Here is a 24,933-nt window from a genome sequence, read left to right on the forward strand (position 1 = left end):
GGGCAAGCGTATGCGTGATGACAAACAACCTTCGGCAGCCGCAGGAAGTGACCTGGAGGATATGGTCGCTTCCAGCGATACAGGGGCAAGGAAACCCCTGGGGGTGCCGGGTAAGCTGCTGGTAAGTATTGCAGCCGCCTGGTCGCTGTTTCAGCTATGGATTGCATCGCCACTTCCTTTCATGCTCGGGTTCGGCGTTTTCAACTCTACGGAAGCGCGCTCCATTCACCTGGCCTTTGCGCTGTTTCTGGCCTTCATGGCCTATCCCGCGTTCAAGCGCTCGCCGCGTGATCGCGTGCCGCTGCTGGATTGGGGATTTGCTGCGGTTGCTGCCTTTTGCGGCGCCTATCTGTTTTTGTTCTTTGGTGATTTGGCGCAGCGTCCGGGCAGGCCCATCACCCAGGACGTGGTGGTCGGCGTCGTCGGCATTGTGCTGCTGCTGGAAGCCGCCCGCCGTGCGTTAGGGCCACCGCTGATGATCGTGGCCGGGGTGTTTATCGCCTACTCCCTGTTTGGGCCTTATATGCCGGGTATTCTGGCGCATCGCGGAGTCAGCCTGAACGGCTTGATCAACCACCAGTGGCTGGGCACGCAAGGGGTGTTCGGCATTGCAGTCGGCGTCTCTACCAGTTTCGTTTTCCTGTTCGTACTGTTTGGCGCCTTGCTGGATAAGGCAGGGGCCGGTAACTATTTCATCAAAGTGGCCTTCTCGATGCTGGGGCACTTCAAGGGCGGTCCGGCCAAGGCAGCGGTAGTGGCCTCGGGCATGACGGGGCTGATTTCGGGCTCCTCGATTGCCAATACGGTCACCACCGGTACCTTTACCATCCCCATGATGAAACGCGTTGGCTTTAGCTCCGAAAAAGCGGGCGCGGTGGAAGTCTCCTCATCGGTGAACGGCCAGATCATGCCGCCGGTCATGGGGGCAGCTGCCTTCCTGATGGTGGAGTATGTGGGCATTCCCTATGTGGAAGTGATCAAGCATGCGTTCCTGCCGGCCGTCATTTCTTATATTGCGTTGATCTACATCGTTCACCTCGAAGCACTGAAGGCGAACATGACTGGCCTGCCGTCCAGCAACCCGGCACGCCCGTTGATCAATAAGGTGCTGGGCTTCCTGACCGGCCTGATTCTGATCATGGCCCTCTCGTTTGCTGTCTATTACGGATTGGGCTGGCTAAAGCCGCTGTTGGGTGATGCGACCCCGTGGGTCGTCGCAGTGCTGCTGGCAGTGACCTATGTGGGCCTGTTGAAGATCGGTTCGGGCTACCCCGAGCTGGAGATGGACGACCCCAACTCCAAGGTCGTCACGCTGCCACAGACGCGTCCCACGGTCATGGTCGGGCTGCACTACATCCTGCCGGTGGTGGTACTGGTCTGGTGCTTGATGGTCGAACGGCTCTCGCCGGGGCTGTCTGCCTTCTGGGCAACCGTGTTCATGATCTTCATCATGGTCACCCAGCGGCCAATCACCGCTCTGTTCCGTGGCCGTAGCAAAATGGCCGCCGACATCAAGGAAGGTTTCCTTGACCTCTGGGATGGTCTGGTGGCCGGTGCCCGCAACATGATTGGGATCGGTATCGCCACGGCCACTGCCGGGATCGTGGTGGGTGCGGTATCCCAGACCGGCGTAGGCCTGGTGCTGGCCGACGTGGTCGAAGTGCTGTCCGGTGGCAACCTGATGTTGATTCTGCTGCTGACGGCGCTGCTGAGCCTGATTCTGGGCATGGGGCTGCCGACCACCGCCAACTACATCGTGGTGTCAGCACTGATGGCCCCCGTTATCGTGCTGCTGGGCCAGCAGAATGGCTTGATCGTTCCGCTGATTGCCGTGCATCTGTTCGTGTTCTACTTCGGCATCATGGCCGACGTGACGCCACCGGTGGGCCTGGCATCGTTTGCGGCCGCAGCGGTATCCGGCGGTGACCCCCTGCGAACGGGCTTCCAGGCGTTCTATTACAGCCTGCGCACAGCGGCGCTGCCGTTCCTGTTCATCTTCAATACCGACCTGCTGCTGATCGACGTGTCGTTTATGCAGGGGATCGTGATTTTTGTCATCGCGACCATCGCCATGCTGATCTTCGCGGCGGGTACTCAGGGGTACATGCTGGTCCGCAGCCGCTGGTACGAGTCGCTGCTGCTGCTGCTGGTCGCCTTCACCCTGTTCCGCCCCGGCTACTGGATGGACCGCATCCATGATCCGTACGAGTCGGTGCCGCCAGCTCAGTTCGCGGAAGCGCTCGGCCAAGTCGAGGATGGCAGTAATCTGCGGGTGCAGATCGCCGGTGAGGACAATTTCGGCGACCCCATGACCACGTATATTCTGGTGCCCGTACCGCGTGGCGATTCCGCTGAAGAACGCATGGAGCGTCTGGGCATGGAGCTGTGGGTAGACGGTGATCAGGCCACGGTCGACTTCGTGCAGTTCGGCGGTCTGGCGCAGGATCTGGGCTTCGACTTCGATCAGGAAATCATCGAAGTATTGGCGCCCGTCGACCGTTGGGCGAAAGAGTGGATGTGGATTCCCGGGTTCGCCCTCTTTGCTTTCGTTGTGTTACTGCAACGCCGCCGTCGCGACAAGGAACGTGCGGCAACGACTTCGGCGGCCACCTGAGGAGATGACGATCATGTATCAGAAAATCCTGTTACCGGTGGATCTGAACGAAGAAGCGTCTTGGAAGAAGGCCTTGCCCACGGCGATCACGCTGTGTCAGACCTTCGGGGCGTCGCTGCATATCGTGACGGTGCTGCCGGAGTTCAAGATGCCCATGGTGGGCGCCTATTTTCCGAAGAACTTCTCGGAAAAAGCTCACACGGCCATCAAGGAGGCGCAGCACACGTTCATCAAGGAGCATGTGCCCGAAGGGATCAAAACCCAGAGCGTGATCGTCGACGGCTCGCCCTGGGAGGCCATTATCAAGGTCGGCAAGAAAATCGATGCCGACCTGATCGTGATGGCCTCGCATACCAAGCGTAAGTTCGTCGATTACGTGCTGGGGCCCAACGCCGAGCATGTCGTGCACCATGCCAAGGTGTCGGTCATGATCGTGCGCTAGCCGCGCGCTCCGAAAGCTCCGACGCAACGCGCCAGGCATCTTGCCTGGCGCGTTTTTTTGCATATTAACCCGCGCTAACGCATCGAATTAATCGTTGGTAATCGGCCCTGTTGAGGATTTTTTGTACGCGACTCCGTCAAAACACGTCGCTCCATGGCAACTCAACTACATTAAAAGAGCATTAAGCCATTAACGTGGAATTAATGGTGTCATCACGCAGGGTAACGTTTTGCTTGCCTGGGTGTTTGGTGCAACAACGCCATTTGGGGTAAATCACGGGAGTTACGCCATGAATGCAACAACAAAAACACAGCCAGTGGCAGGTGTGCCCAACGTCAAGATCACCATTAACAAGGTCGGGATGGACAGGCCGCGGGCCTGGCTGGCCGCGGGTGTGGAAGATTTTCGTCGCGCGTCCGCCATCAGCCTGGCGTACGGGCTGTTCTGGGTGGGCTTGAGCATTGCCATTACGGCAGGTGCCTTTACGCTGGGTTACTGGTATTGGCTGCTGCCGATGATTGCCGGGTTCATGTTCGTGGGCCCGCTGGTGGCGGTAGGCTCTTACGGCATCAGCCGGGCACTCGAGCAGGGGCGTGCGCCCACCCTGGGGGACGCTTTTGGCAGTTGGAAGCCCCACGCGGGGCAACTGGCCATGATGGGCGTCATGATGATGATTTTCTTCCTCGCCTGGATTCGTCTGGCCACGCTACTGTTCGCGCTGTTTTTCGGTTTCGAAGTGCCTAGTCCGGCTACCCTGTATACCGCACTGCTCACTACGCCCGAAGGGCTAGGCATGCTGGCGGTGGGCACCGTGGCAGGTGGTGTGCTGGCCTTTGGCGCATTTGCCATCAGCGCCGTGGCCATTCCAACCCTGATGGATCAGGACTTGACCTTCATGGAGGGCATCGAGGCCAGCGTGCGCTGCGTGGCGCGTAACTTCCGCCCCATGCTGCTATGGGCTGCCATTCTGACTGGCTGTGTGCTGGTGGGCGTGATGACGTTCTACATCGGCCTGGCGCTGATTCTGCCTGTACTCGGTCATGCCAGTTGGCACGCCTACGAAGAGCTGGTGCGCTTTGAACCCGTTGAGCAGCTGAAAAGCTGAAAAGCTGACGGTACCTTGAGGCCACTGCTTCACCTGGCTGGCAGGATGTAACCGGCTCTTTACCAAAAACATCGTCATTAGCCTGACCCGGGAATCGAGATGGCGTACCCTAAGCGCCATCTCTTTTTATTTGTGCCTGTCGCAAGGTTTGGGCGAAGGGTGCGCTCAGCACAATACGATACGAGGGCTTGTTAGTGAAAGCGTTGTTATTGGGGTGCTTCATGCTGGCGTTCAGCATTCCTCATGCGGGGCTGGCAGAAATGACTGCGCCACTGGCGTTGCCAGAAGGACATGTCATGCTCACCGTCGATGGTCGTGTTGGGGCCACTAACGTAGGGCATCAAGCGCAATTTGATCGCGAGTTGCTGCTGACATTGCCTCAGCATTCGTTTACCACGGGAACCCCGTGGACAGAGGGCAAGAGTGACTATCGCGGCCCTTTGATGCGCACCCTGCTGGAGTTTCTGGAGGCAGAGGGCGAGACAGTCAAGGTGGCCGCACTGAATGGTTACGAGGCGGAAATTCCGGTCAGTGATTTTTACGACTACGATGTCATCCTGGCGCTCGCGCGTGACGATCGTGACATTCCAATTCGTGAGTATGGCCCCTTATGGGTGCTTTATCCCTTTGATCAGGACGAAGCACTGCTGAGCGAGCGGATGCGCTTCAGGTCGGTCTGGCAGGTCATGCATATCCATGTCGGCCAGTGAGCCTACGGCGCGGGCGCCACGTTTGCTGCGTTACCCACGGCGTCTCAAGCTGCTGGCCATCGTCACGGTGCTGCTGTTCGCGGCGGCGCTGGTGGTGGCGGGTCTCTCCGCCTGGCGCCAGGACAACCTGACCCAGAGCCTGCGCGAAGATACGGCCTGGGTGGTCTACAAACTCGACCGTGACGCCGTGCAGCTATTGAACCATTTGCTGGCGGAAACACGTACGCCACTCTCTGCGGCGGCCCAGGATGCGCTGAATCTGCGTTTCGAGCTGCTTTACAGCCGTATCAACCTGCTGCAAGAGGGCGAGGTCAGTTCACTCTTGCAGAATATTGGCGCGGCGCGTGAGCTGTTGGCATCGATTCAGCAGCAGTTGGATCGGTTGGATCCGATGTTCGAACCTTATGCCGAGGGGACGCCACTGCCCGTTACGGCGCTGGAAAGCGAGCTGCAGGCCCTTACCCGATTGACCGAGCGCTTCGTCATTGCCATCAATGGCTATCTCGCCGAATCGGCAACGGAAGAGCGCGCCTTGTTGAGCACACTCTACAAGCTACTCATTACGCTGCTGTTCGGGATGAGTTTTGCCGTCCTGCTGGTGATTGCGTTTCTGGTACGCGAGATGCGTGAAAGCGCGGCCGCGCGTCGTGAGCAGGAACAGCTGGGTAAGCAGCTTCAGGTGACCGCTCGCCAGGCGCAGGCCGCCAACCATGCCAAATCCGATTTCCTGGCCATGGTCAGCCATGAAATCCGCACGCCTCTGAACGGCGTGATCGGGATGAGCGAACTGCTTCGTGAGCCTGCCAGCCCCGCTCAGGTAGAAGATTACGCCCGCACGATCCACGAGAGCGCTAATCAGCTGCTGGCCATGATCAACGAGATTCTCGATTTCTCCAAGATCGAGGCAGGTCATTTGACGCTGGAAACGGCCCCCACGGCGCTCGCCCCCTTGGTGGAAGGCGTCATGGCACTGTTCGAACCCAGGGCTCAGGCCAAGGGCGTGCAGCTTTCGCTGGATATCGATGCGCTGGTACCGGCTTGGGTCATGATAGATGCAGGGCGCTTGCGTCAAATTCTGCTCAACCTGATCGCCAATGCCATCAAGTTCACCGATTACGGTAGCGTCACCATTCGGGTCAGCTCGACGGTCAACGTGCTGGTGTTTGAAATCCATGATACGGGCTGTGGGATCTATCCCGAGCAGCAGGCTGCCTTGTTCGAGCCCTTTCAGCAGGCTGACGAGAGCGTGGCCAGACGGTATGGCGGCACCGGGTTGGGGCTAGCTATTTGCAAACGCTTGTGTGAAGCCATGCAGGGCCGCATGGGGGTGACCAGCGAGCCGGGCCAAGGCAGCACGTTCTGGTGTGAGCTGCCGCTGGTCGAGGCGACCCCCGTCGATACCCCGCTACCTGCCGTTCCCTCCCGAGACTTTGCCGGTTTCTCGCTGCTGTTGGTAGAAGACAACGCCGTCAATCGGAAAGTCGCGGTGGGCTTATTGTCGCGGCTGGGGTGTGAAGTGGTGTGTGCCGAAAATGGCCGTGAAGCATTGAACATGGTCACGCGGCAGTCGGTGCATCTGGTGTTCATGGATATTCAGTTGCCCGATATGAGCGGCATCGAGGTCACGCGTCGACTGCGCCAACAGGCGGGGTGGTGTCAGCAGGTGCCCATTATCGCCATGACCGCGGGCGGCGCGGACGATGATCGTCAGCGCTGTCTGGCCGCTGGGATGAACGATTACATCACCAAGCCGCTATCGCTGTTGGCATTGAGCAATGTGCTGGCACTACACCTGACAGGTCAGCAGGGTCAGCCTCTGCCCAGTATGACCGACACGCGCGAGGAGCATGATGACGCGTGCCTGTTGGACGAAGCCGCACTGCAAACACTGTTGGCCTCGTTGGGCAGCGAGAGTGTGACGCAACTGATCGTGCTCTATCATCAGCAGATGAGTGACTATACCGCGCAGTTGGCGGGCTACTTTTCCAGCGAGGGGAGTATGGACAGCGATCAGGCACTGCAAGTGAAGCGGCTAGCGCACCAGCTGCGTGGCGAGTCGCTAAGCGTCGGCGCCGAGCGATTGGCGGCCGAGGCCAAGCGACTGGAACTGATGGCCGATATGCCCTCGCCCGAAGGTGAGCAACTGAGCCGGGCATTCAGCAGCTTGCGCCACTGCGCAGGTCGTACTCACGCTGCGCTGGAGAAGTGGCGACGTGACCATCAGCTATACTGACAACGGGATTCTAACTGCCGCGAGCTGCGCTACCGATCCGGCTCAAGCCGCCGCAGAGCTGGCTGCCCAGCTATATCATGCCGAGGCAGGCTTTCTGCTGTTCTTCTGTAGCGCAGAGTATTCGCTGGAAGCCTTGGCTGCGGCCCTCAACGAAGCGTTTGGGGCGCTGCCGATCAGCGGTTGTACCACGGCCGGCGAGCTGGCCCCACAAGGCTATGAACGGGGCTCCATTGTCGCGATCTGTCTGGATCGGCGGCTCTTCGCCGTCGAAACGGCGCTGATCGACGACCTCGAACAGTTCGACCTTGCTGTGGCTCAGTCACTGGTCGACACTCTGCTGGACCGCTGCCGACATCAGGCGGTGGCGCCGGTTAATGAGCACAGCTTTGCGCTCACGCTGCTGGATGGCTTGTCGAGCCGAGAAGAGCAGGTGCTGGCCACTCTGGACGCCGCGCTGGGCCGCATTCCCAGCTTCGGAGGCTCGGCCGGTGACGACAATCACCTGTCCCATACCCATGTCTACGCGAAGGGCCGTTTTCATACCCAAGCGGCCGTCGTGGTAATGATCAATACCCGGTTGCCGTTCGAGGTGTTTTCCACACACCACTTGCAGCCGCTGGAGCACAAGCTGGTGGTCACGGCGGTTGACCATGCGCAGCGGCGGGTGCATGAGCTGAACGGGCTGCCAGCGGCCCAGCTCTATGCCGAGCTGGTAGGGCGTCCGGTGGCGGCGCTGGACCCCGTGGTGTTTGCCCAGCACCCGCTGGCCGTGCGATTGGGAGGCCAGCACTACATTCGCTCCATCCAGCGCGTCAATGACGACGACAGCCTGAGCTTTTACTGTGCCGTTGAAAACGGCATCGTCCTCACCGCCATGCAGCCGGCCCCTCTGCTGGAGAATCTGGCGACCATGCTGGCGCGGGTGGAAACTCGGCTAGGGCCTCCAGTGGCCGTCATCGGCTGCGACTGCTTTTTGCGGCGCATGGCGCTCGAGTCGTTGGGCCAACTGGCTCAGGCCTCGATGCTGCTGCGCCATGCCAACGTGGTCGGTTTCAATACCTATGGTGAGCAGCACCATGGCATGCATGTGAATCAGACGTTTACGGGGGTGGCCTTTGGCGCTCTTCCAGCCTCCTGAGCAACACGGTGAACAGCCGACTCTGGCAACGCTGCAGGAGGAAAATCGCCGTTTGCGCAAAGTATGCCAAGCGTTGATGGAGCGCGTGGAGTCAGGCGGCAGTCCCAGCGGCGCCCCGTATGCCGCGTTCGAACGCTCGGTACTGCTGGCCGAGCAGGTGCGTGAGCGCACTGATGCCCTGCACCGTGCGCTGGACGAACTGGGGCGTGTGAATGCTCGGCTGTTGGCTGCCAATGCCCAGGCCGAAGCCGCCAACCTCTCCAAGACCCGCTTTCTGGCGGCGGTCAGCCACGATTTGCTGCAGCCCTTGAACGCCGCGCGGCTGTTTGCCAGCGCCTTGGAAACGCATACGTTGCCCGATGCCTCGCAGGCGTTGGTGGGGCATATCGGCCGCTCCTTGAAGGATGTCGAAGGCCTGCTGGGCACGCTGGTGGACATTTCACGGCTGGACGCCGGGGTGCTCCACGCCGACAAGGCACCCTTTGCCGTGAGTACCCTGCTGGATGCGCTGGCCGAGGAGTATCGTCAGGTGGCTGCCGTGCGTGGCTTGTCGTTTCACTACGTGGCGTCCCGGGCCTGGGTGGACTCGGATCTGGCGCTGCTGGCGCGAGTGGTGCGCAACTTCCTGAGTAACGCCGTGCGCTACACCGAGCAGGGGCACCTGTTGCTGGGGTGTCGGCGACGCGCCAACGGGCTCGAGATCATGGTGGGGGATACGGGCACCGGCATTCCTGAGGCGCAGCGGCGGGCGATCTTTCTCGAATTTCGCCGTGCCAGCCAGCCGCAGGGGGACCACAACCGCGGGCTTGGGCTGGGCCTGGCCATCGTCGATCGTATCAGCGCCATGCTGGAACACCCGATTGCGCTTACGTCGCGCCCCGGGCGCGGCTCCCTGTTCTCCATTCTCGTGCCCTATGCGGGAGCGGCCGGTGCAGCGCCTGCAAGTGGTGTGGGCGCTGGTTGGTGGCACGAAGACCCTCTACAGGGCTGCGTGGTGTGGGTGGTGGATGATGACCCGGACATCCTCGCGGGCATGCAGGCACTGCTCGGCGGTTGGGGTTGCCGCGTGCGTGCTGCCGCCACGGTGAGTGCGCTGGAGGCGGCCAGTGACGGGGAGCGACCTGCGGTTCTGCTGGTGGATTATCATCTGGGTGAGCATCGCGAAAATGGTATCGATCTGGCCGCGCGACTGCGGCGGCGTTACCCCGGCCTGGCGACCGTCGTCATTACCGCCAACCACGAAGCCGCGGTCAAGCGCGCCTCTCGGGAAGCAGGCCTGTACTACTTGCTGAAGCCTCTGAAGCCCCTGCGGCTCAAGATGCTGCTGGGAACGCTACTGGAGAACCATCCGCCAGGATAGGGCACGTTGGCTCAAGGGGAGGGCTTGCCCGACAGGCTGGCCGTACGCTGGGCAATATGGCTGCTCAGATCCTCTTCGCTGGCCAGCACGATGGCATGCACACGGCTGGACGCGCCCAGTTTGCGCAGGATGGCGGAAACATGGGTCTTGACGGTGGTTTCGGCAATCGTCAGTTCCCGCGCGATCTGCTTGTTCGACATCCCCTGGCTCATGCAGCTCAATACATCCAACTGCTTGTCGGTCAAGCGCGGTAGGCGCCCGGGTCGTTCGACGTCCTGGAGGGCGGTCGACGAGGAGACGCTGGCCGCGGCAGGAGCGCGCTGGGCAGGAGGGCGGCGCATGATATCGGCAGGCAGATACAGCTGGCCCTGGAGTATCTGCTCCAGCGCCGACAATAGCTGCTCGCCAGGGGTGGACTTGGGGATATAGCCCACCGCGCCCTGGGTGATGGCATCCAGCACCAGTTGGCGCTCCTGATGCGCCGAGACAATGGCCACCGGCAGCCAGGGAAAGGCGCTGCGCAACGTTTTCAACCCTTCCAGGCCGTCGGCATCCGGCAGGCTCAAATCCAGTAGCAGCAAGTCCAGCGTGTCGTGTGCCTCGATATGCGCCATGGCTGCCGCCAGGCTGTCAGCCTCCAACAGCTGCGTGTCGGCCAGCCCGCCGCGGATGACCGCTTGAAGCGCGTCGCGAAACAGCGGGTGGTCATCGGCCACTAGTAGCGAATACATGGCATCTCCTACCAAGGAATGAGGGTACATCCTGCCATTGGGCGATACCGGGATTGCCTTCGGTGACCAACACTGAATAGGCACCTTTTAATAATCATAATACTCAGGAGCAGCACCATGATCTACGCCAACCCAGGTGAATCGGGCTCAGTCGTCTCGTTCGAAAAACGCTATGGCAACTACATCGGCGGTGAGTTCGTACCTCCGGTGAAGGGCCAATACTTCGACAACATTAGCCCAGTCAATGGCAAAGTGTTCTGTGAAATTCCCCGCTCCAGCGCCGAAGACATCGAAAAAGCGCTGGATGCCGCCCATCAGGCAGCGCCTGCCTGGGGCAAGACCTCCGCGCAAGAGCGCAGCAACATTCTGCTCAAGATCGCCGACCGCATAGAGCAAAACCTCGAAATGCTGGCCGTGGCCGAAACGTGGGATAACGGCAAGGCCGTGCGGGAAACGCTCAATGCCGACATTCCGCTGGCGGTCGACCATTTCCGTTACTTCGCGGGCTGCCTGCGGTCCCAGGAGGGCACCGCGGCCGACATCGACGCCAATACCGTGGCCTACCACTTTCACGAGCCGCTGGGGGTCGTCGGGCAAATTATCCCCTGGAACTTCCCCATTCTGATGGCTGCCTGGAAGCTTGGCCCCGCGCTGGCTGCCGGGAACTGCGTGGTGCTCAAGCCCGCCGAACAGACGCCCGTTTCCATTTTGAAAGTGGCCGAGGTGATCGGTGACCTGCTGCCGCCTGGCGTGCTCAATATCGTCAACGGTTTCGGCGCGGAAGCCGGTCAGGCGCTGGCGACCAGCAAGCGTATTGCCAAGATTGCCTTTACCGGCTCGACGCCCGTAGGGTCGCATATTCTCAAGTGTGCGGCCGAGAACATCATTCCCTCTACCGTCGAGCTGGGTGGCAAGTCGCCCAATATCTACTTCGCCGATATCATGCAGGCCGAACCGTCCTTCATCGATAAGGCGGTCGAGGGCCTGGTGCTGGCTTTCTTCAACCAGGGCGAAGTGTGTACCTGCCCGTCGCGTGCGCTGATTCAGGAGAGCATGTACGACGAGTTCATGGCCAAAGTGCTCGAACGCACCAAAACCATCAAGCGCGGCAACCCGCTGGATACCGATGTCCAGGTGGGCGCTCAGGCCTCTCAGGAGCAGTTCGACAAGATCATGTCCTACATGGACATCGCCCGTGACGAGGGCGCGGAGTTCCTCACTGGGGGTGACAAGGAGACCCTCGACGACAGCATCAACAGCGGTTACTACATTCAGCCCACGCTGCTGAAAGGCAATAACCAGATGCGCGTGTTCCAGGAAGAGATCTTTGGCCCGGTGGTGGCCGTCACGACCTTCAAGGACGAAGAGGAAGCGCTGGCCATCGCCAACGACACCGAGTTTGGCCTGGGGGCAGGCGTGTGGAGCCGCGACATCAACGTGGCCTTCCGCATGGGGCGTGGCATTCAGGCAGGCCGCGTGTGGACCAACTGCTACCACCAGTACCCGGCCCATGCGGCCTTCGGTGGCTACAAGAAGTCCGGGGTTGGTCGTGAAACCCACAAGGTCGCGCTGGAGCACTACCAGCAGACCAAAAACCTGCTGGTCAGCTACGACATCAATCCGCTGGGCTTTTTCTAGCCTGCGTCTATGTATAACGCCGCCCGGCAGCTGCCGGGCGGTATTGTCAGCCCCCCCTGACGCTGACTCTATCGATAAGAGCCGTTTTCAAATGGCCGTATCGACCATCAAGAGGAGTTGCACATGGATAGCACAATGCGCGCGGCAGTGGTTCGCGAGTTTGGCCAGCCGCTGGTCATCGAAGAAGTCGATGTACCTCGTCCCAAACAGGGCGAAGTATTGATGAAAGTGGCGGCCTCCGGGGTTTGCCATACCGATTTACACGCCGCCCACGGTGATTGGCCGGTCAAGCCTTCGCCACCGTTCATTCCCGGGCATGAGGGCGTCGGCTACATCGTGGCCGTGGGAGAGGGCGTCTCCCATGTCAAAGAGGGGGACCGCATAGGTGTTCCCTGGCTCTACTCCGCCTGTGGCTACTGCGAGCACTGCCTGGGCGGGTGGGAGACGCTGTGCGAATCTCAGCAAAACACCGGCTATAGCGTCAACGGCGGCTTTGCCGACTATACATTGGCAGATGCAGGCTATGTGGGGCGCCTGCCGGAGTCGGTGGATTTCATCGACATCGCTCCGGTGCTGTGCGCTGGGGTGACGGTCTACAAAGGCTTGAAGATGACCGACACTCGCCCGGGCCAGTGGGTAGTGATCTCCGGGATTGGTGGGCTGGGGCACATGGCCGTGCAGTATGCCAAGGCCATGGGGCTGAACGTCGCAGCGGTGGATATCGATGACGGCAAGCTGGCCCTGGCTGAACGCCTGGGAGCGACGGTGACGGTCAACGCCATGAAAACCGACCCGGCGGCCTATCTGAAGAAGACCATTGGCGGTGCTCATGGGGCATTGGTCACGGCCGTTTCACCGAAAGCCTTCGATCAGGCGCAAAACATGCTGCGTCGCGGTGGCACGCTGGTGCTGAATGGGCTGCCGCCCGGTGATTTCCCGCTGCCGATCTTCAGCACGGTACTCAACGGCATTACCATTCGCGGGTCCATCGTCGGTACACGCAGCGACCTGCAGGAAGCGCTGGACTTCGCCGCCGAAGGCAAGGTCACGGCCACGGTAGCCACCGACACGCTGGACAACATCAACGACGTTTTCCAACGCATGATCGACGGCAAGATCGAAGGCCGTATCGTATTGGACATGGCGAGCTAATCGCCAGTGAATGGCATCACCTCAGGGGAAGGCTACTTCCCCTGTTTCAGTACTTCACCCAAGGTGCGCTATCGGCCACCACCTAGCCAGCGGCGAGACATACGTTCCGCGTGAGCAAGCGTACGGACGACCGCCAGTTTGCCTGTTTCACGCTTGATGCCTGCGCGCTTCAGTTTCAACGCCAGGCGTGGCGGCAGCCCCACGAAGATGATCCCTACGCCTTGCTCGCCCAGCTCTCGGCGCAGTGACGCCAGCGCCACGATGGCGGTGGTGTCCAGGCTGGGCACCTCGTGCATGTCCAGCACGACCATACGAACGTCGGGGTCCACGGTGCGTAGCGTGGCGATGGCCTTTTCAGCGGCGCCAAAAAACAGCGGGCCACTCATTCTGTAGAGCGCGGCCTCTGGTGGAAAGCACTCCCCTGTAGAGGGTGAGGCCAGGCGCTGAGTATGAGTCAGTTGAGCCATTCGGCGAATGAACAGGGCGGCTGCCAGCCCGATACCGACCGCCACCGCGATGACCATATCGAAAATCACCGTCAGCCCGAAGCAGATGAGCAGCACCGCCACATCGCTGGCGGGGGCGCTTTTCAGCGTATGCATGAAGTGGCGCGCCTCGCTCATGTTCCAGGCAATGATGAACAGCAGCGCCGCCAGAGAGGCCATGGGAACAAACCCCAACAGGCCTGCCAATGCCACCACGGCTAGCAATACCACCAGCGAATGCACCACGGCAGCGATAGGTGAAAAGGCACCGCTCTTGACGTTGGTGGCAGTCCGAGCCAAGGCCGCCGTGGCGGTAATGCCACCAAAAAAAGGCACCACCATGTTGCCCAGACCCTGGCCAATAAGCTCGGCATTGGGATCATGTCGGGTGCGTGTCAAACCATCCGCTACAACGGCACACAGTAGCGACTCGATGGCGGCCAGCAGCGCGATGGCCAGGGCGGGGCCTAGCAGCGCCTGAATCAAGGCAAAGTCGATCACCAGTGGCTGGCCATCCGCGCCGGGAAAATGCCACGGAGCGCTTATGCCTAGGGCGAAAGGGGGAATGCCGTTGCCGTGTTCACCGCCAAGCTCCCAACTGAAGCGAGACGCAATGGTGTCCACTTCTATTCCGCCCCACAGTAACAGCGTGGCGGCCAACGTACCGATGGCCAGGCCTGCCAGCGGCGCGGGGATGGGAGTGTGCAAGCGTGGCCAAACCAATAGCACGGCCAGCGTGACCAGTCCCACGCTGAGCTCTTCCAGCGACAGGCTCGGCAGTGCCTGGCCAATCAACAGCAGGTTGTGCAGGGTACTGTCGCCGAGCGTAATGCCGCTCAAACCCAGAAAGTCAGGCAGCTGCAGCAGCGCAATCACCACGCCGATGCCCGCTGTAAAGCCCAGAATGACCGGGTAGGGCACGTATTGGATCAGGCTGCCCAGCCTGGAAAGCCCGAGGGCCACCAGGATGACGCCCGCCATGAACGTGGCAATGAGCAGCCCGCCGAGACCATGGTGAGCGACGATAGGAAAGAGGATGACCACGAACGCTGCCGTTGGGCCGGAGATATTGAACCGCGACCCTCCGGTCAAGGCAATGATGGCACCGGCGACGATGGCGGTGTAAAGGCCGTGTTGTGGGGGCACTCCTGTGGCTACGGCCAAGGCCATGGAGAGGGGCACCGCGACTACGCCGATGGTCAATCCCGCCAGAACATCGCGCTTCAACCGATCCAGCGTATAGCCTTCACGCCACGCCTGTAACAGAGCACTACCAGGCATCGGGAATACATATCCCGACGTGCGAGCGTCACGAGACATGGGAAAGCCTCCTCAACGATAAGCCAAACAAGCTCTTACGCTACGCCTGAGCCTGCGTTCTCACAACAAGGCGTTAGTCTCGACCGTTCGTCTCGAACAGGCATAAAAAAATCCCGGCACGGTGGCCGGGATAGAGATTGCAGGGAGAACGTGCTGACGCTACATCTGGGCGTCTTCTGGTGGCTCGCCGATGGTGCCGGGCATGGCTTGCACATGGCCCATCTGCTCCCCGGCCAGGGTCAGGAAGTGCAGGTGGCGTTCGTACTCGGCCACCAGGTCGCCAATCACCTGACCACGGGTATAGCCGTTGAGGTCTTTATCCTGGCCGCCTTCGGCCAGATAGACATCCAGGCGCACGTAGAAGTCATCGTCTGCCGGGATGAAGCTCGGGGTGCGCATGCGGTGCGGGCAGACCTGATAGACAAAGCTGGTGGCTTCGCCAAAGTCGACCTGCAGCGTCAAGGTGGGCAGCGACTCGCCTTCCACCTGCTCTTCGGTCACGTTGGCGGTTTGGCCACGGCTTTCGAGCTCCTGGGCAAACTGGATCATGGCGGGACGAATCGCATGCTCGATGGTGGCCGCTGCCCCAGCACGGTTGGAGGTATCCAGCGCACGGTCCAGGCGCTCGCGCCAATCGCCGCCAGGCGCACTACCTGCAATCATGCGGCGTGCATCGGCCTTGCTGCCTTCCAGCTTCAAGGCTTTGTAGGTGCCTACCATGATGGCAAAAATCACCACCGAGAATGGCAGGGCGGTGATCACCACGGCGCTTTGCAGCGCGTTCAGTCCGCCTGCCATCAGCAGTGCCACGGTAATCAGGCCGATCACGGCCGACCAGAAAATGCGCAGCTTCACCGGGGCATCATGGTTCACGTCGCTCAGAATCGAGGTGAAGTTGGCCAGTACCAGGGCGCCGGAGTCGGCGGAGGTAATGAAGAACACAATGCCCAGCACGGTGACCACGGCGGCAGTGATACCGACGTAGGGGTAGTACTCCAGCAGCGTGTAGAGCGTGGTTTGCGGCGAGTTCAACGCCTGTTCGCCCAGCTCGACGACGCCTTGATTGGCGACCAGCTCGATACCGCTGTTACCGAAAATGGACATCCACACCATCATGAACGACAGCGGAATGAACAGCGCACCGGCGACGAATTGGCGAATGGTGCGGCCACGAGAAATACGCGCCAGGAACAGGCCCACGAAAGGCGTCCAGGCAATCCACCAGCCCCAGAAGAAAATGGTCCACCACATTTTCCACTCTTGGGCGCCTTCGTCGGCAAACGCATAGGTATCGAAGCTGGCAGTGACAAACCCGGAGAGATAGTCACCGGCGTTGTTCACCACTTTGTCGAGCAGGGTCAGGGTATCGCCGGAAAACAGCACGAACAGCATCAGCGCCAGCGCCAATAGCATGTTGAACTCGGAGAGGCGGCGAATGCCCTTCTCGACCCCGGTCACCACGGAAATGGTGGCCAGCACCACGACCAAGCCAATCAGGATGATCTGTACCGTCAACGTCTCGGGAACGTCGAACATGTAGTTGAGGCCGTAATTGAGCTGCAGAACGCCAATCCCAAGGCTGGTGGCGATACCGAACACGGTGGAAATGACCGCCGTGATATCCACGGCATTACCGATGGGACCGTGGATGCGCTTGCCCAGCAGTGGGTAGAGGGCGCTGCGGATCGCCAGTGGCAAGCGGTGGCGGTAGCTGAAGTAGGCGAGTGCCATGCCCATCAGCACGTAGAGCCCCCATCCCGAAAGCCCCCAGTGCAGGTAAGTCTGAACGACAGCGTTGCGCATGGCCTCTTGGCTTTCAGGCGTCAGGTCCGGCGGGGCCAGGTAGTGGGCCACCGGCTCTGCCACGCTGAAAAACAACAGGTCAATGCCAATGCCGGCGGCAAACAGCATGGCGGACCAGGAGAGCAGCGAGAACTCCGGGCGTGAATGGTCCGGGCCCAGGCGTATGCTGCCGAAGCGCGACATGCCGATCAGTACCACGAACACCAGGTAGGCGACGATGGCGAGCATGTAGTACCAGCCGAAGGTGGTGCTGACCCAGGCCAGGCCCGCGTCGAAGAAAGCGCCTGCCTGCTCGGTAAACAGCATGGTCATCACCAGAAAGATGAGTATACCGGCGACGCTGCCGTGGAACACCACGGGGTTGAGTCGATCCCGCGAGGGGAGGGTCGAGTTGTCTTTCGCCATGGAGGCGGACTCCTGTTGTTAAGACAAGGGGAAGAATTATTTTTGAATGAACGTTCAAATAAAATACGCGGTTTGCTACGCCAGTTCAAGTGACGAACCACTCACGTAAAATGAACGAAACAGGAGTATAGATAGCCCTGCGCCCAGCAGAGCTGGGCGCAGGGCGGTAGGACGAACGTTAAATCAACGCTTATTCAGCATTGGCCTGATCACCGTGGCGGCCACCACGCTTGCCGTGCTCCTGACGGTATTCGGCGTGCACGTCGTGCATGGCATCCCGCAGTGCCTGCTGCTCTTCATCTGACAGAATTTCTGCAACGCGGGCCTGATGCTCCTCACGCAGCGCCATGACCGCTTCACGATGCTCGGCATGGGCCTGATTCAGCGCGGTTTGCTGCTCTTCGCTCAGCTCGGCGCGCTGGTAAACTTCCTGGCGGCGCTCTTCCATGCGCTCATGCATGGCTTCACGGTCCATGCCACGGTGCTCATGATGGTCGGCTTGCGCGGTGAACGCCAGGGGCATCAGGGCAATGGCCAGAAGGGCGGGAGCAAAACGTTGGCTAAGAGACATTTTCATGGCATACCTCATGGGTCATTAATGGGCTAATGTTGACCATGGCAGTATCCAGGGGCTTGGTGTAAATCGGTTGCAGGAAGTGTGCAACAACCGTGGTCTTATGCGGAGGGGCAAGGATCACGCCACAGGGTGAGGGGAACAGGCAACAGGAGAACACCATGCCAGAACTTGGATTCATTGGCCGCTATGTGCGCCTGGGCGCGTTGGTAGCGCTGCTCAGTGGCTGTGGCGCCACCCATCAGGCCAGCCAGGGTGAACCGGCCATCGAACGCCAGGGCCTGCGGGAGGCGCTGCCGTTTACGGCGCTGGTCCAGCAGCGCTATACCCCGGACGACTGGCCCGAGCCGCTGGTGGCCGATGTGCTGCTCCCTCGCACCGAAGGCACGGGCCTGCGTCCGGCCGCCCTGCTGGTGCATGGGGGAGGTTGGCGTAACCGCAGCCGTGACGACATGGCAGGCATTGCCCGGCAGCTGGCTGAACAGGGCTATGTCACCGTCAATATCGAACACCGCTTCGTACCGGAATATCGTTTCCCCGCCCAGCTGCACGACTTGCAGCAGGCCATGGCCTGGCTGCATCGCCATGCCGACGAGTGGCAAGTGGATACGAACCGCATTGTCGGCGTGGGCTTTTCCTCAGGGGCCCACCTGGTGAGCCTGTTGGCGCTGGCGGGCAGTGAAGGCCCCTTGGCAGACCCCTACGGCGGCGAGCATGCCCGGCTTGCGGCGGTGCTGGCCGGTGGTTTACCCAGCGACTTGCTGAAGTTCAACGATGGGCGGCTGGTGGTGGACTTCATTGGTGGTACGCGCGCTGAGAAGCGTGACGCGTATGCCCTGGCATCGCCCGCGCGGCAAATCACTCCTCAAGCACCTCCCTTCTTCTTGTTTCACGGCCGCTGGGATCGGCTCGTGCCCGTCGATCACGCCACCGATTTTTATGCCGCGCTTCAGGCGCAAGGTACGCCCAGCGAGCTGTATCTTCAGCGTGGCCGAGGCCATTTCGCCAGCTTCCTGCTGCGCGGCAGTGCCATCGAGGCAGGCATTGCGTTTCTGAATCAGCAGGTCCAGTCGGAGGGTAGGCGCGGGGACTAGATGTTAGAGGGTTGTGTGAGGGCCGAACTGACGGGGCCAGTGCGTCTTGCGCTTGGCCCGTTTTTTTATTTGACGCCCCGCCTGGCGAAAGCAAAAATTAAAACGGTTGACTTAAACTCAGCGGCTGCGTTATTCCATGGAGAGCCTGTGCGGTAGAAAAACATGTAGAAAGCTAATAAAAACAATGGCCCCTTCATGAAAGGGCCCCAACGAAGAGAATGTGCATGTCAAATGATCACTTCTATGACAGCGCGCCGTGGGCACATCTTTATGGCACCAGCCATCACGCAATAGGTGACCAGCCGCAGCCGCGCTTTGCCAGTATTCCCGCGATGGTCACTGCGGCAGCCCAACAGTATGGCTCCCTCACCGCGTTCACCACCTGCATGCCCAACGGCATGAATGGCACGCTTGCTTATCGGCAGACGGACACTCTCTCCGATGCGTTTGCGGTTTACCTGCGTGAAATCCTGGGACTTGCCAAAGGCGACCGCGTTGCGGTGCAAATGCCCAACTGTCTCGCGCTTCCGGTGGCCATTTTCGGCGTTTTGAAAGCGGGCTGTGTGCTGGTGAACGTCAATCCGCTCTATACGCGTCGAGAAATGGAGCATCAGTTCAACGATGCTGGCGTCAAGGCGCTTGTCATCATGGATATGTTTGCCGACAAGCTGGAGGACGTGCTCCCCAACACTGGCATTCAGCACGTCGTACTCACTTCGCTTTCACAATGGTTTTCACCAGTCGTACGCACGGTATTGGATGCCGTACTGAAATATTGGAACAAAGCCATCCCCCAACACTCGCTGAACGCCGTGACGTTGAGCCAGGCCATTCAAACGGGCAGTGCACGGCAAGCCGAACAAGGCATTGACGTGGCGCGCTACTGGCAGGCTATCGCGCGTGAAGACACCGCGCTGTTGCAGTACACCGGCGGCACCACCGGTGTCAGTAAAGGGGCAGAGTTGACGCACGGCAATCTGCTGAGCAATTTAGAACAGGTCGATCTGGTGGTTGGCAGCCACATAGAGGTTGGCAAAGAGTGCGTTCTCACCGCACTACCCATCTACCATATTTTCGCGTTCACGGTGAACCTGCTGGCGTTCTACAGCAAAGGGGCGCACAACGTGCTCGTGCCCAGCCCGCGGCCTATTCAGAACTGCCAGCGCGCTTTTGATAACTACCCGATCTCCTGGATTTCAGGCGTCAATACGCTGTTCAACGCGCTGCTCAACGAAGAGTGGTTCACCGTGTACCCGCCTAAAAACATGAAAGTGGCGATGGCGGGCGGCACCGCGCTACATAAATCCGTCGCTGAGCGCTGGCGCGCGGTGGTCGGCACACCGATTGCCGAAGGCTACGGGCTAACAGAAAGCTCTCCGGTGATCTGCTTCAACCCGATTGGGCATGAGCGTGCTAACAGCATCGGCATTCCCGCGCCGTTTACTCAGGTGCGCATCGTCGATGAACAGGGCGTGACGGTTGCCCCGGGCGAGCCTGGCGAGATTATCGCGCGCGGCCCACAAATCATGAAAGGTTACTGGAACAACCCGGAAGAGACCGCCAAAACGTTAAAAGGTGGCTGGCTTTACACCGGCGATGTGGGAACCATGTCAGAGGATGGTCACTTTCAAATCGTCGACCGTAAAAAAGATATGATTCTGGTCAGTGGATTTAACGTTTACCCCAACGAAGTAGAAGACAGCATTGCGCGCTTACCTCAAGTGCAAGAGTCCGCCGTCATTGGTGTCCCCGACGATCAGACAGGCGAAGCGGTTCACGCCTACGTCGTGCTGCGTGAACAGGGGCTAAGCGCCAAGGACGTTATCCGGCACTGTAAAACAGAGCTTGCCGCCTACAAGGTTCCCAAAAAAGTGGTGTTCTGGGATGAGCTGCCCAAAACCCCTGTTGGCAAGGTGCTGCGCAAAGAAGTGCGTGCCATCGTGCAGGGCACTCACGCCGAGACTAAACAACAATAACCGCAAACAGCGGCAGGCTACGGAGTTACAGCACTATGCTAAGCCCATTGGAAGAAAGCTTACTGTCGATCATGATGGTGATCATCATGTTCGGCATGGGGGCATCGCTCACCTTCAAGGACTTCAAACTCTCCATGCGCCACCCCCAGGCCATTGGGGTTGGCTTTTCATCGCAGTATCTGCTGATGCCTTTTATCGCCTTTGCCCTGGCGCGCCTTCTCGACCTGTCGGTTGAACATACGGTAGGGCTAGTGCTGATGGGGTGCATGCCGGGCGGCACGACCTCCAATATTTTTGCCTACTTCTCACGAAGCCTGCTCAGCCTCAGCATCATGATGACCATCTGCTCCACGCTGGCGGGCTTTGTTCTGGTGCCGCTGTGGATGGCGTTTTATACCCAGGGGATCGATGACGCCTTCCGCATACCGCCCGACCAAATTGGCCGCCTGCTGTTCGTACTGCTGATTCCAACGCTGTTGGGCATGTGGATACGCCGTAAAAATGCCAACCTTGGCGCCGTCATTGAGCTGGTAGGCGGCGTGTTGGGGGCTATCGTGATCGTGTTTCTGGTGGTGACGTGGGCACCGCGCAACTGGCGCTTGCTGATGGAGACCAGTTGGCAGGTATATGCAGCGGTGATTCTGCTCGGTTTGGTGGGTTTTCTGTTCGGTTATTTATTCTCCCGCGTGCTCAAACTCAACCCGCAAAAAGCCCGCACGGTATCTCTTGAAACGGGGATTCAAAACGGCCCGCTGGCCGCATTGATCGTCATCATGACGTTCAGTGGCGAAACACAGCAGCTGATTCTGCTCATACCCGTCATGTATTCGCTGTTTATCGTGCTGAATTCCACAGCCGTAGCGGTGTTTTACCGCAAGCTAACGAAAAAGGAGGAATTGGCCCGCGATCAAGCCAAGGTCGAACCTTCGTAGGTCGGTCGGAAGGTTCAGCCGGAGGGCAGGCGCGGGGACTAGACTTTAGTTGGTTTTGATCCCCGTGCAAGGTTGATGACAGTTTCGTGGGATAGCGTTGTTCTCTACAGGCAGCCGCCTGATTCTAATAACACGCACAACAAGAGACATCGCTATGCTCAAGCAACCTGTCAGCTCGTTTCCTCGCGCGATTAAATCCCTGCTGGTGGGCGCCACCGTCACGGTAGCGTCACTGGCCATGGTGCTACCTGCTGCGGCAGACAGCTACCCGGAACGCCCGCTCAACATGGTCGTCGGGTTTGGTACCGGCGGCAGCGCCGATCGGTTGGCCCGTTTGATGTCGGGATACATCTCCGAAGAGATTGGCGTACCCATTCAAGTCACCAACCGCCCAGGGGCGGGAACTCAGGTCGCTTCCAACTACGTGCTGAACGTACCGGACGACGCCTATACCGTTTATGCCTCTACCTTTGCCCCTTACCTGACCAACTCGATTCTGACGGGTGGGGCCAATTTCAGCGTGGATGACTTCTCTTACATCAATTTTCAGTGGTTCGACCTCGACCTGATCGCAGCCAACAAGGACAGCGGTTACGACGACCTGCCTTCGCTTTTGGAGGCGATTCGTGAGCAGCGCGGCCAGGTGCGCGGTGCCGTGGTACAAGGCTCGGCGGGCCACCTGATGGTGCGGTTGCTGCTGGAAGAAGCGGGCATCCCCCAGGAAAACCTCAACCTGGTGACCTACAACAGCGGTGGTGAAGCGCGTTCGGCGGTGGCCGGTGGCCAAGTGGATTTCGTCTCCATCAGTGCACAGGGCAGCGAAGGCATTCGTGAGTTCCTGACGCCGCTGGCCATCGTCAACGACGAGCGTATCGAGCAGTGGGATGCACCGACCATCAATGAGGCCCTTGCTCCCATGGAGCTGGAAGTGCCTGTGCTGCAAGGCTCCATGCGCGGCTTCGCGGTGACCAGCGAAGTCGAGCGCCAGCATCCGGGCCGTTACGAAGCCCTCGCGGATGCCATCCAGAACGCGCTGGCGCGTAAGGACGTGCAAGAGCATCTGGAGCGCAATGAAATGGGCGGCGTATGGGTAGGCCCCGAGCGTTCCAATGAGCTGATGCGCGAAAACTACGACGTGTTCGAGAAGTACGCCCACCTGCTCAACTGATCACCCCATCGTCTGACGATCCTGTAGTGGCAGGCACCCTAAAGGGGTGCTTGCCAGGAGTTTACCCATGACGGCACAAAAACGTGACTATGGGGACGCGCTCGTCCTCATCGGTCTGGCGAGCTTTACGCTGTGGTATCTGATGGATGCCATTCGCGTCTCCGCGACCCCCCAGAACTTACTGCTGATTCTTCCCATGGCGCTGCTGGTACTGGCGCTGATTGCCCTGGAGGTGGTACTGCGCCTGAAGAAAGGCACGCTGCTGACCCAGGACCAGCAAGAGGAACCCCTGCTGCGTACGCTGCCGGTGGTGGGCCTGTTTGCCGCTTACGTGATGTCGTTGGAAACCCTGGGTTTCGACCTGGCGACGGTGGCGTTCATCGCGTCTTTTCTGATTCTCAAGGGTGAGCGCAACTGGCTGGCGGTATTCGGCTTCAGCGCGCTGTTTGGCCTTGGTGCAGCGTTCTTTTTTTCGCGAATGCTGCCTTACCCCATGACGCTGCTGCTGCTGCCCAGCTGAACGCATCGAAGGAGGCAACATGATTGATTTTGGTGCCGTCGAGCAGAGTATGAACCTGCTCTTCTCCAGCGCAGGCCCTTGGCTCGTGGTGATTCCCGGTATCGTGCTGGGGCTGATTTTTGGGGCAACGCCGGGCCTGCAGATCTCCATGGCCATGGCGATCTTCTTGCCCATGACCATGTACATGGACTTCATTCAGGCCATGCTGTTCTTGACGGCGATTTTTACCGGCGGCTCGTTTGGCGCAGGGATCCCGGCCATTCTAATGAATATCCCCGGGACTTCCTCGGCCATTGCCACGGCCTTTGACGGCTACCCGATGGCGCGACGCGGGCAGCACAACCAGGCGCTGGGAGTGGCGTTGGCCGCCTCGGTGGTCGGTTCGCTGATGGGCTACGTGGTGCTGTTCTTCATGATCCAGCCGCTCTCCTATATGGTCCTGCGCCTGGGGCCCGCCGAGATGTTCGTGGTGATCCTCTGGGGCATGACGCTGATCGCCAGCCTCAAGGGTGAACAGGTGCTCAAAGGCCTGGTGGCCGGTTTCGTGGGGCTGCTGGTGGGAACCATCGGGTTCAACGAGATTGGCCTGGCCCGTGGCACCATGGGGCAAACCTACCTGCTGGATGGGGTGCCGGTGATTCCTGCCATGATGGGCATGTTTGCGGCGTCCGAGCTGTTCAAGCTGGCCAACAAGGGGTTCATCGTCGAGTCGGCGGATGCGCGCAAGGTGCGTGCCAGCGAAATTTTTCAGGGCTGCAAGATGGCGCTGCGTCATCCTGTGGTGATGATTCGCGGTGGTTTGATCGGTGTGCTGGTGGGTGCGGTGCCCGGCGTCGGGTCGTCGGTTTCCAATCTGCTCTCCTACATCGAGACCAGGCGGCGGGATAAAGACCCGGACTCCTACGGCAAGGGCAACCCCAAAGGGGTCGTCGCGTCCGAGGCCGCCAACAGCAGCTCGGAGGGCGGCTCCATGGCAACCCTGCTGGCGCTGGGTATTCCCGGCGGTGGGGCAACGGCGGTGATGCTGGCCGCGTTTGCCATGCACAACATTACCGGTGGCCCGCAGTTCATCCGCCAGCAAACGGACGTGGTCTACGCCATCATCTTTGCCAACTTCGCCCAGGTATTCTTGCTGGTCATCGTGGGGATTTTGTTCATTCCGCTGCTGGCCAACATCGTCAAGGTGCCCATGCGCTATCTGATTCCTTCCGTGCTGGTATTGGCGGTCATGGGGTCGTTCGGGCTCACCGGCAACATGACCGGGCCTGCCACGGTGCTGGTGTTTGCCGTGATCGGCTGGATCTTCCGCCACTACGGTTACTCGGTGCCTGCGGCGGTCATTGGCATGCTGCTGGGGGCTCTGGCGGAGAAGTCGCTGCTGCACTCCTACCAGATCAGTGGCGGGGACATCACCTACGTGCTGGAGCGGCCTGCGACCCTGGCCATCCTGGCGCTGTTGTTGATTTCGCTGTTTGGCCAGCCGCTGGTCAAGCGCTTTCAGTCGCGGCGTGCGGCGGCCCGGGCGTAGCGCAG

19 protein-coding genes are annotated in these 24,933 nt (G+C 60.1%); 15 read left to right on the forward strand and 4 right to left on the reverse strand.

From position 1 onward, the window contains the following. The first annotated feature begins 10 nt into the window (after nucleotides 1-10). The 7 genes from HSS18214_RS0115720 to HSS18214_RS0115750 all read left to right on the forward strand — a co-directional run bounded on the left by HSS18214_RS0115720 (nucleotide 11) and on the right by HSS18214_RS0115750 (nucleotide 9,602). The gene (locus HSS18214_RS0115720) at nucleotides 11-2,614 is read left to right on the forward strand and encodes a TRAP transporter permease (protein ID WP_026001988.1); all 2,604 of its coding nucleotides are present in this window, start codon (nucleotides 11-13) and stop codon (nucleotides 2,612-2,614) included. 13 nt (nucleotides 2,615-2,627) lie between these two features. Continuing rightward, nucleotides 2,628-3,056, forward strand: a complete 429-nt coding sequence (locus tag HSS18214_RS0115725; RefSeq protein WP_026001989.1) for a universal stress protein — start codon at nucleotides 2,628-2,630, stop codon at nucleotides 3,054-3,056. A gap of 289 nt (nucleotides 3,057-3,345) precedes the next feature. After that, a complete protein-coding gene (locus HSS18214_RS0115730) occupies nucleotides 3,346-4,161 on the forward strand; it encodes a DUF2189 domain-containing protein (RefSeq protein ID WP_026001990.1) in 816 nt (271 codons plus the stop codon). Between the two features lie 221 nt (nucleotides 4,162-4,382). Continuing rightward, nucleotides 4,383-4,871 carry a putative pterin-binding protein gene (locus tag HSS18214_RS0115735; RefSeq protein ID WP_016916228.1) on the forward strand — a complete coding sequence of 163 codons (489 nt, stop codon included), beginning with the start codon at nucleotides 4,383-4,385 and terminating at the stop codon, nucleotides 4,869-4,871. Further along, nucleotides 4,858-7,104, forward strand: coding sequence for an ATP-binding protein (locus HSS18214_RS0115740; RefSeq protein WP_016916229.1), 2,247 nt, complete (start codon nucleotides 4,858-4,860; stop codon nucleotides 7,102-7,104). Before HSS18214_RS0115735 ends, HSS18214_RS0115740 begins: the two co-directional genes overlap by 14 nt. After that, entirely contained in the window at nucleotides 7,085-8,242 is a 1,158-nt protein-coding gene (gene nosP / locus HSS18214_RS0115745) for a nitric oxide-sensing protein NosP (protein ID WP_016916230.1), read from the forward strand. Before HSS18214_RS0115740 ends, nosP begins: the two co-directional genes overlap by 20 nt. Next, the gene (locus HSS18214_RS0115750) at nucleotides 8,220-9,602 is read left to right on the forward strand and encodes a hybrid sensor histidine kinase/response regulator (RefSeq protein WP_026001992.1); all 1,383 of its coding nucleotides are present in this window, start codon (nucleotides 8,220-8,222) and stop codon (nucleotides 9,600-9,602) included. Before nosP ends, HSS18214_RS0115750 begins: the two co-directional genes overlap by 23 nt. Nucleotides 9,603-9,613: 11 nt before the next feature. On the opposite strand, the gene HSS18214_RS0115755 is transcribed toward HSS18214_RS0115750, so the two are convergent. Further along, nucleotides 9,614-10,333, reverse strand: coding sequence for a response regulator (locus HSS18214_RS0115755; protein ID WP_016916232.1), 720 nt, complete (start codon nucleotides 10,331-10,333; stop codon nucleotides 9,614-9,616). 117 nt (nucleotides 10,334-10,450) lie between these two features. On the opposite strand from HSS18214_RS0115755, the gene exaC reads away from it, so the two are divergent. Then, complete coding sequence (exaC, locus tag HSS18214_RS0115760) at nucleotides 10,451-11,971, forward strand: acetaldehyde dehydrogenase ExaC (RefSeq protein ID WP_016916233.1); 1,521 nt, start codon at nucleotides 10,451-10,453, stop codon at nucleotides 11,969-11,971. Between the two features lie 123 nt (nucleotides 11,972-12,094). Then, nucleotides 12,095-13,123, forward strand: a complete 1,029-nt coding sequence (gene adhP / locus HSS18214_RS0115765) for an alcohol dehydrogenase AdhP (protein ID WP_026001993.1) — start codon at nucleotides 12,095-12,097, stop codon at nucleotides 13,121-13,123. A gap of 68 nt (nucleotides 13,124-13,191) precedes the next feature. On the opposite strand, the gene dauA is transcribed toward adhP, so the two are convergent. The 3 genes from dauA to HSS18214_RS0115780 all read right to left on the reverse strand — a co-directional run bounded on the left by dauA (nucleotide 13,192) and on the right by HSS18214_RS0115780 (nucleotide 17,713). Then, the gene (dauA, locus tag HSS18214_RS0115770; RefSeq protein WP_040461294.1) at nucleotides 13,192-14,928 is read right to left on the reverse strand and encodes a C4-dicarboxylic acid transporter DauA; all 1,737 of its coding nucleotides are present in this window, start codon (nucleotides 14,926-14,928) and stop codon (nucleotides 13,192-13,194) included. Between the two features lie 159 nt (nucleotides 14,929-15,087). Further along, nucleotides 15,088-17,136 (reverse strand): choline BCCT transporter BetT, encoded by a 2,049-nt coding sequence (gene betT / locus HSS18214_RS0115775; protein ID WP_016916236.1) that lies wholly within the window; start codon nucleotides 17,134-17,136, stop codon nucleotides 15,088-15,090. Between the two features lie 190 nt (nucleotides 17,137-17,326). Beyond that, nucleotides 17,327-17,713 (reverse strand): hypothetical protein, encoded by a 387-nt coding sequence (locus HSS18214_RS0115780; protein WP_016916237.1) that lies wholly within the window; start codon nucleotides 17,711-17,713, stop codon nucleotides 17,327-17,329. A gap of 158 nt (nucleotides 17,714-17,871) precedes the next feature. Between HSS18214_RS0115780 and HSS18214_RS0115785 the strand changes: the two genes are divergently transcribed. The 6 genes from HSS18214_RS0115785 (at nucleotide 17,872) to HSS18214_RS0115810 (ending at nucleotide 24,928) form a co-directional block, all read left to right on the forward strand. Continuing rightward, complete coding sequence (locus HSS18214_RS0115785) at nucleotides 17,872-18,804, forward strand: alpha/beta hydrolase (protein WP_016916238.1); 933 nt, start codon at nucleotides 17,872-17,874, stop codon at nucleotides 18,802-18,804. Between the two features lie 224 nt (nucleotides 18,805-19,028). Continuing rightward, complete coding sequence (locus tag HSS18214_RS0115790; protein WP_016916239.1) at nucleotides 19,029-20,780, forward strand: AMP-binding protein; 1,752 nt, start codon at nucleotides 19,029-19,031, stop codon at nucleotides 20,778-20,780. 35 nt (nucleotides 20,781-20,815) lie between these two features. After that, nucleotides 20,816-21,712 carry a bile acid:sodium symporter family protein gene (locus HSS18214_RS0115795; protein WP_016916240.1) on the forward strand — a complete coding sequence of 299 codons (897 nt, stop codon included), beginning with the start codon at nucleotides 20,816-20,818 and terminating at the stop codon, nucleotides 21,710-21,712. 154 nt (nucleotides 21,713-21,866) lie between these two features. Continuing rightward, on the forward strand, nucleotides 21,867-22,880 hold the full coding sequence (locus HSS18214_RS0115800; protein ID WP_016916241.1) for a Bug family tripartite tricarboxylate transporter substrate binding protein: 1,014 nt from the start codon (nucleotides 21,867-21,869) through the stop codon (nucleotides 22,878-22,880). A gap of 67 nt (nucleotides 22,881-22,947) precedes the next feature. Beyond that, a complete protein-coding gene (locus HSS18214_RS0115805; RefSeq protein WP_016916242.1) occupies nucleotides 22,948-23,400 on the forward strand; it encodes a tripartite tricarboxylate transporter TctB family protein in 453 nt (150 codons plus the stop codon). Between the two features lie 19 nt (nucleotides 23,401-23,419). Continuing rightward, nucleotides 23,420-24,928 (forward strand): tripartite tricarboxylate transporter permease, encoded by a 1,509-nt coding sequence (locus HSS18214_RS0115810; protein ID WP_016916243.1) that lies wholly within the window; start codon nucleotides 23,420-23,422, stop codon nucleotides 24,926-24,928. Nucleotides 24,929-24,933 lie beyond the last annotated feature (5 nt).

Origin of the sequence: Vreelandella stevensii S18214 (genome assembly GCF_000275725.1) — a bacterium.
Taxonomy (GTDB): Bacteria; Pseudomonadota; Gammaproteobacteria; order Pseudomonadales; family Halomonadaceae; genus Vreelandella; species Vreelandella stevensii.

What these genes read in the sequence shown, in the direction of transcription:
- HSS18214_RS0115720 (WP_026001988.1), top strand. Translation starts at nt 11, where the DNA reads ATGCGTGATGACAAACAACCTTCGGCAGCCGCAGGAAGTGACCTGGAG.
- HSS18214_RS0115725 (WP_026001989.1), top strand. Translation starts at nt 2,628, where the DNA reads ATGTATCAGAAAATCCTGTTACCGGTGGATCTGAACGAAGAAGCGTCT.
- HSS18214_RS0115730 (WP_026001990.1), top strand. Translation starts at nt 3,346, where the DNA reads ATGAATGCAACAACAAAAACACAGCCAGTGGCAGGTGTGCCCAACGTC.
- HSS18214_RS0115735 (WP_016916228.1), top strand. Translation starts at nt 4,383, where the DNA reads ATGCTGGCGTTCAGCATTCCTCATGCGGGGCTGGCAGAAATGACTGCG.
- HSS18214_RS0115740 (WP_016916229.1), top strand. Translation starts at nt 4,858, where the DNA reads ATGTCGGCCAGTGAGCCTACGGCGCGGGCGCCACGTTTGCTGCGTTAC.
- HSS18214_RS0115755 (WP_016916232.1), bottom strand. Translation starts at nt 10,333, where the DNA reads ATGTATTCGCTACTAGTGGCCGATGACCACCCGCTGTTTCGCGACGCG.
- exaC (WP_016916233.1), top strand. Translation starts at nt 10,451, where the DNA reads ATGATCTACGCCAACCCAGGTGAATCGGGCTCAGTCGTCTCGTTCGAA.
- adhP (WP_026001993.1), top strand. Translation starts at nt 12,095, where the DNA reads ATGGATAGCACAATGCGCGCGGCAGTGGTTCGCGAGTTTGGCCAGCCG.
- dauA (WP_040461294.1), bottom strand. Translation starts at nt 14,928, where the DNA reads ATGTCTCGTGACGCTCGCACGTCGGGATATGTATTCCCGATGCCTGGT.
- betT (WP_016916236.1), bottom strand. Translation starts at nt 17,136, where the DNA reads ATGGCGAAAGACAACTCGACCCTCCCCTCGCGGGATCGACTCAACCCC.
- HSS18214_RS0115780 (WP_016916237.1), bottom strand. Translation starts at nt 17,713, where the DNA reads ATGAAAATGTCTCTTAGCCAACGTTTTGCTCCCGCCCTTCTGGCCATT.
- HSS18214_RS0115785 (WP_016916238.1), top strand. Translation starts at nt 17,872, where the DNA reads ATGCCAGAACTTGGATTCATTGGCCGCTATGTGCGCCTGGGCGCGTTG.
- HSS18214_RS0115790 (WP_016916239.1), top strand. Translation starts at nt 19,029, where the DNA reads ATGTCAAATGATCACTTCTATGACAGCGCGCCGTGGGCACATCTTTAT.
- HSS18214_RS0115795 (WP_016916240.1), top strand. Translation starts at nt 20,816, where the DNA reads ATGCTAAGCCCATTGGAAGAAAGCTTACTGTCGATCATGATGGTGATC.
- HSS18214_RS0115800 (WP_016916241.1), top strand. Translation starts at nt 21,867, where the DNA reads ATGCTCAAGCAACCTGTCAGCTCGTTTCCTCGCGCGATTAAATCCCTG.
- HSS18214_RS0115805 (WP_016916242.1), top strand. Translation starts at nt 22,948, where the DNA reads ATGACGGCACAAAAACGTGACTATGGGGACGCGCTCGTCCTCATCGGT.
- HSS18214_RS0115810 (WP_016916243.1), top strand. Translation starts at nt 23,420, where the DNA reads ATGATTGATTTTGGTGCCGTCGAGCAGAGTATGAACCTGCTCTTCTCC.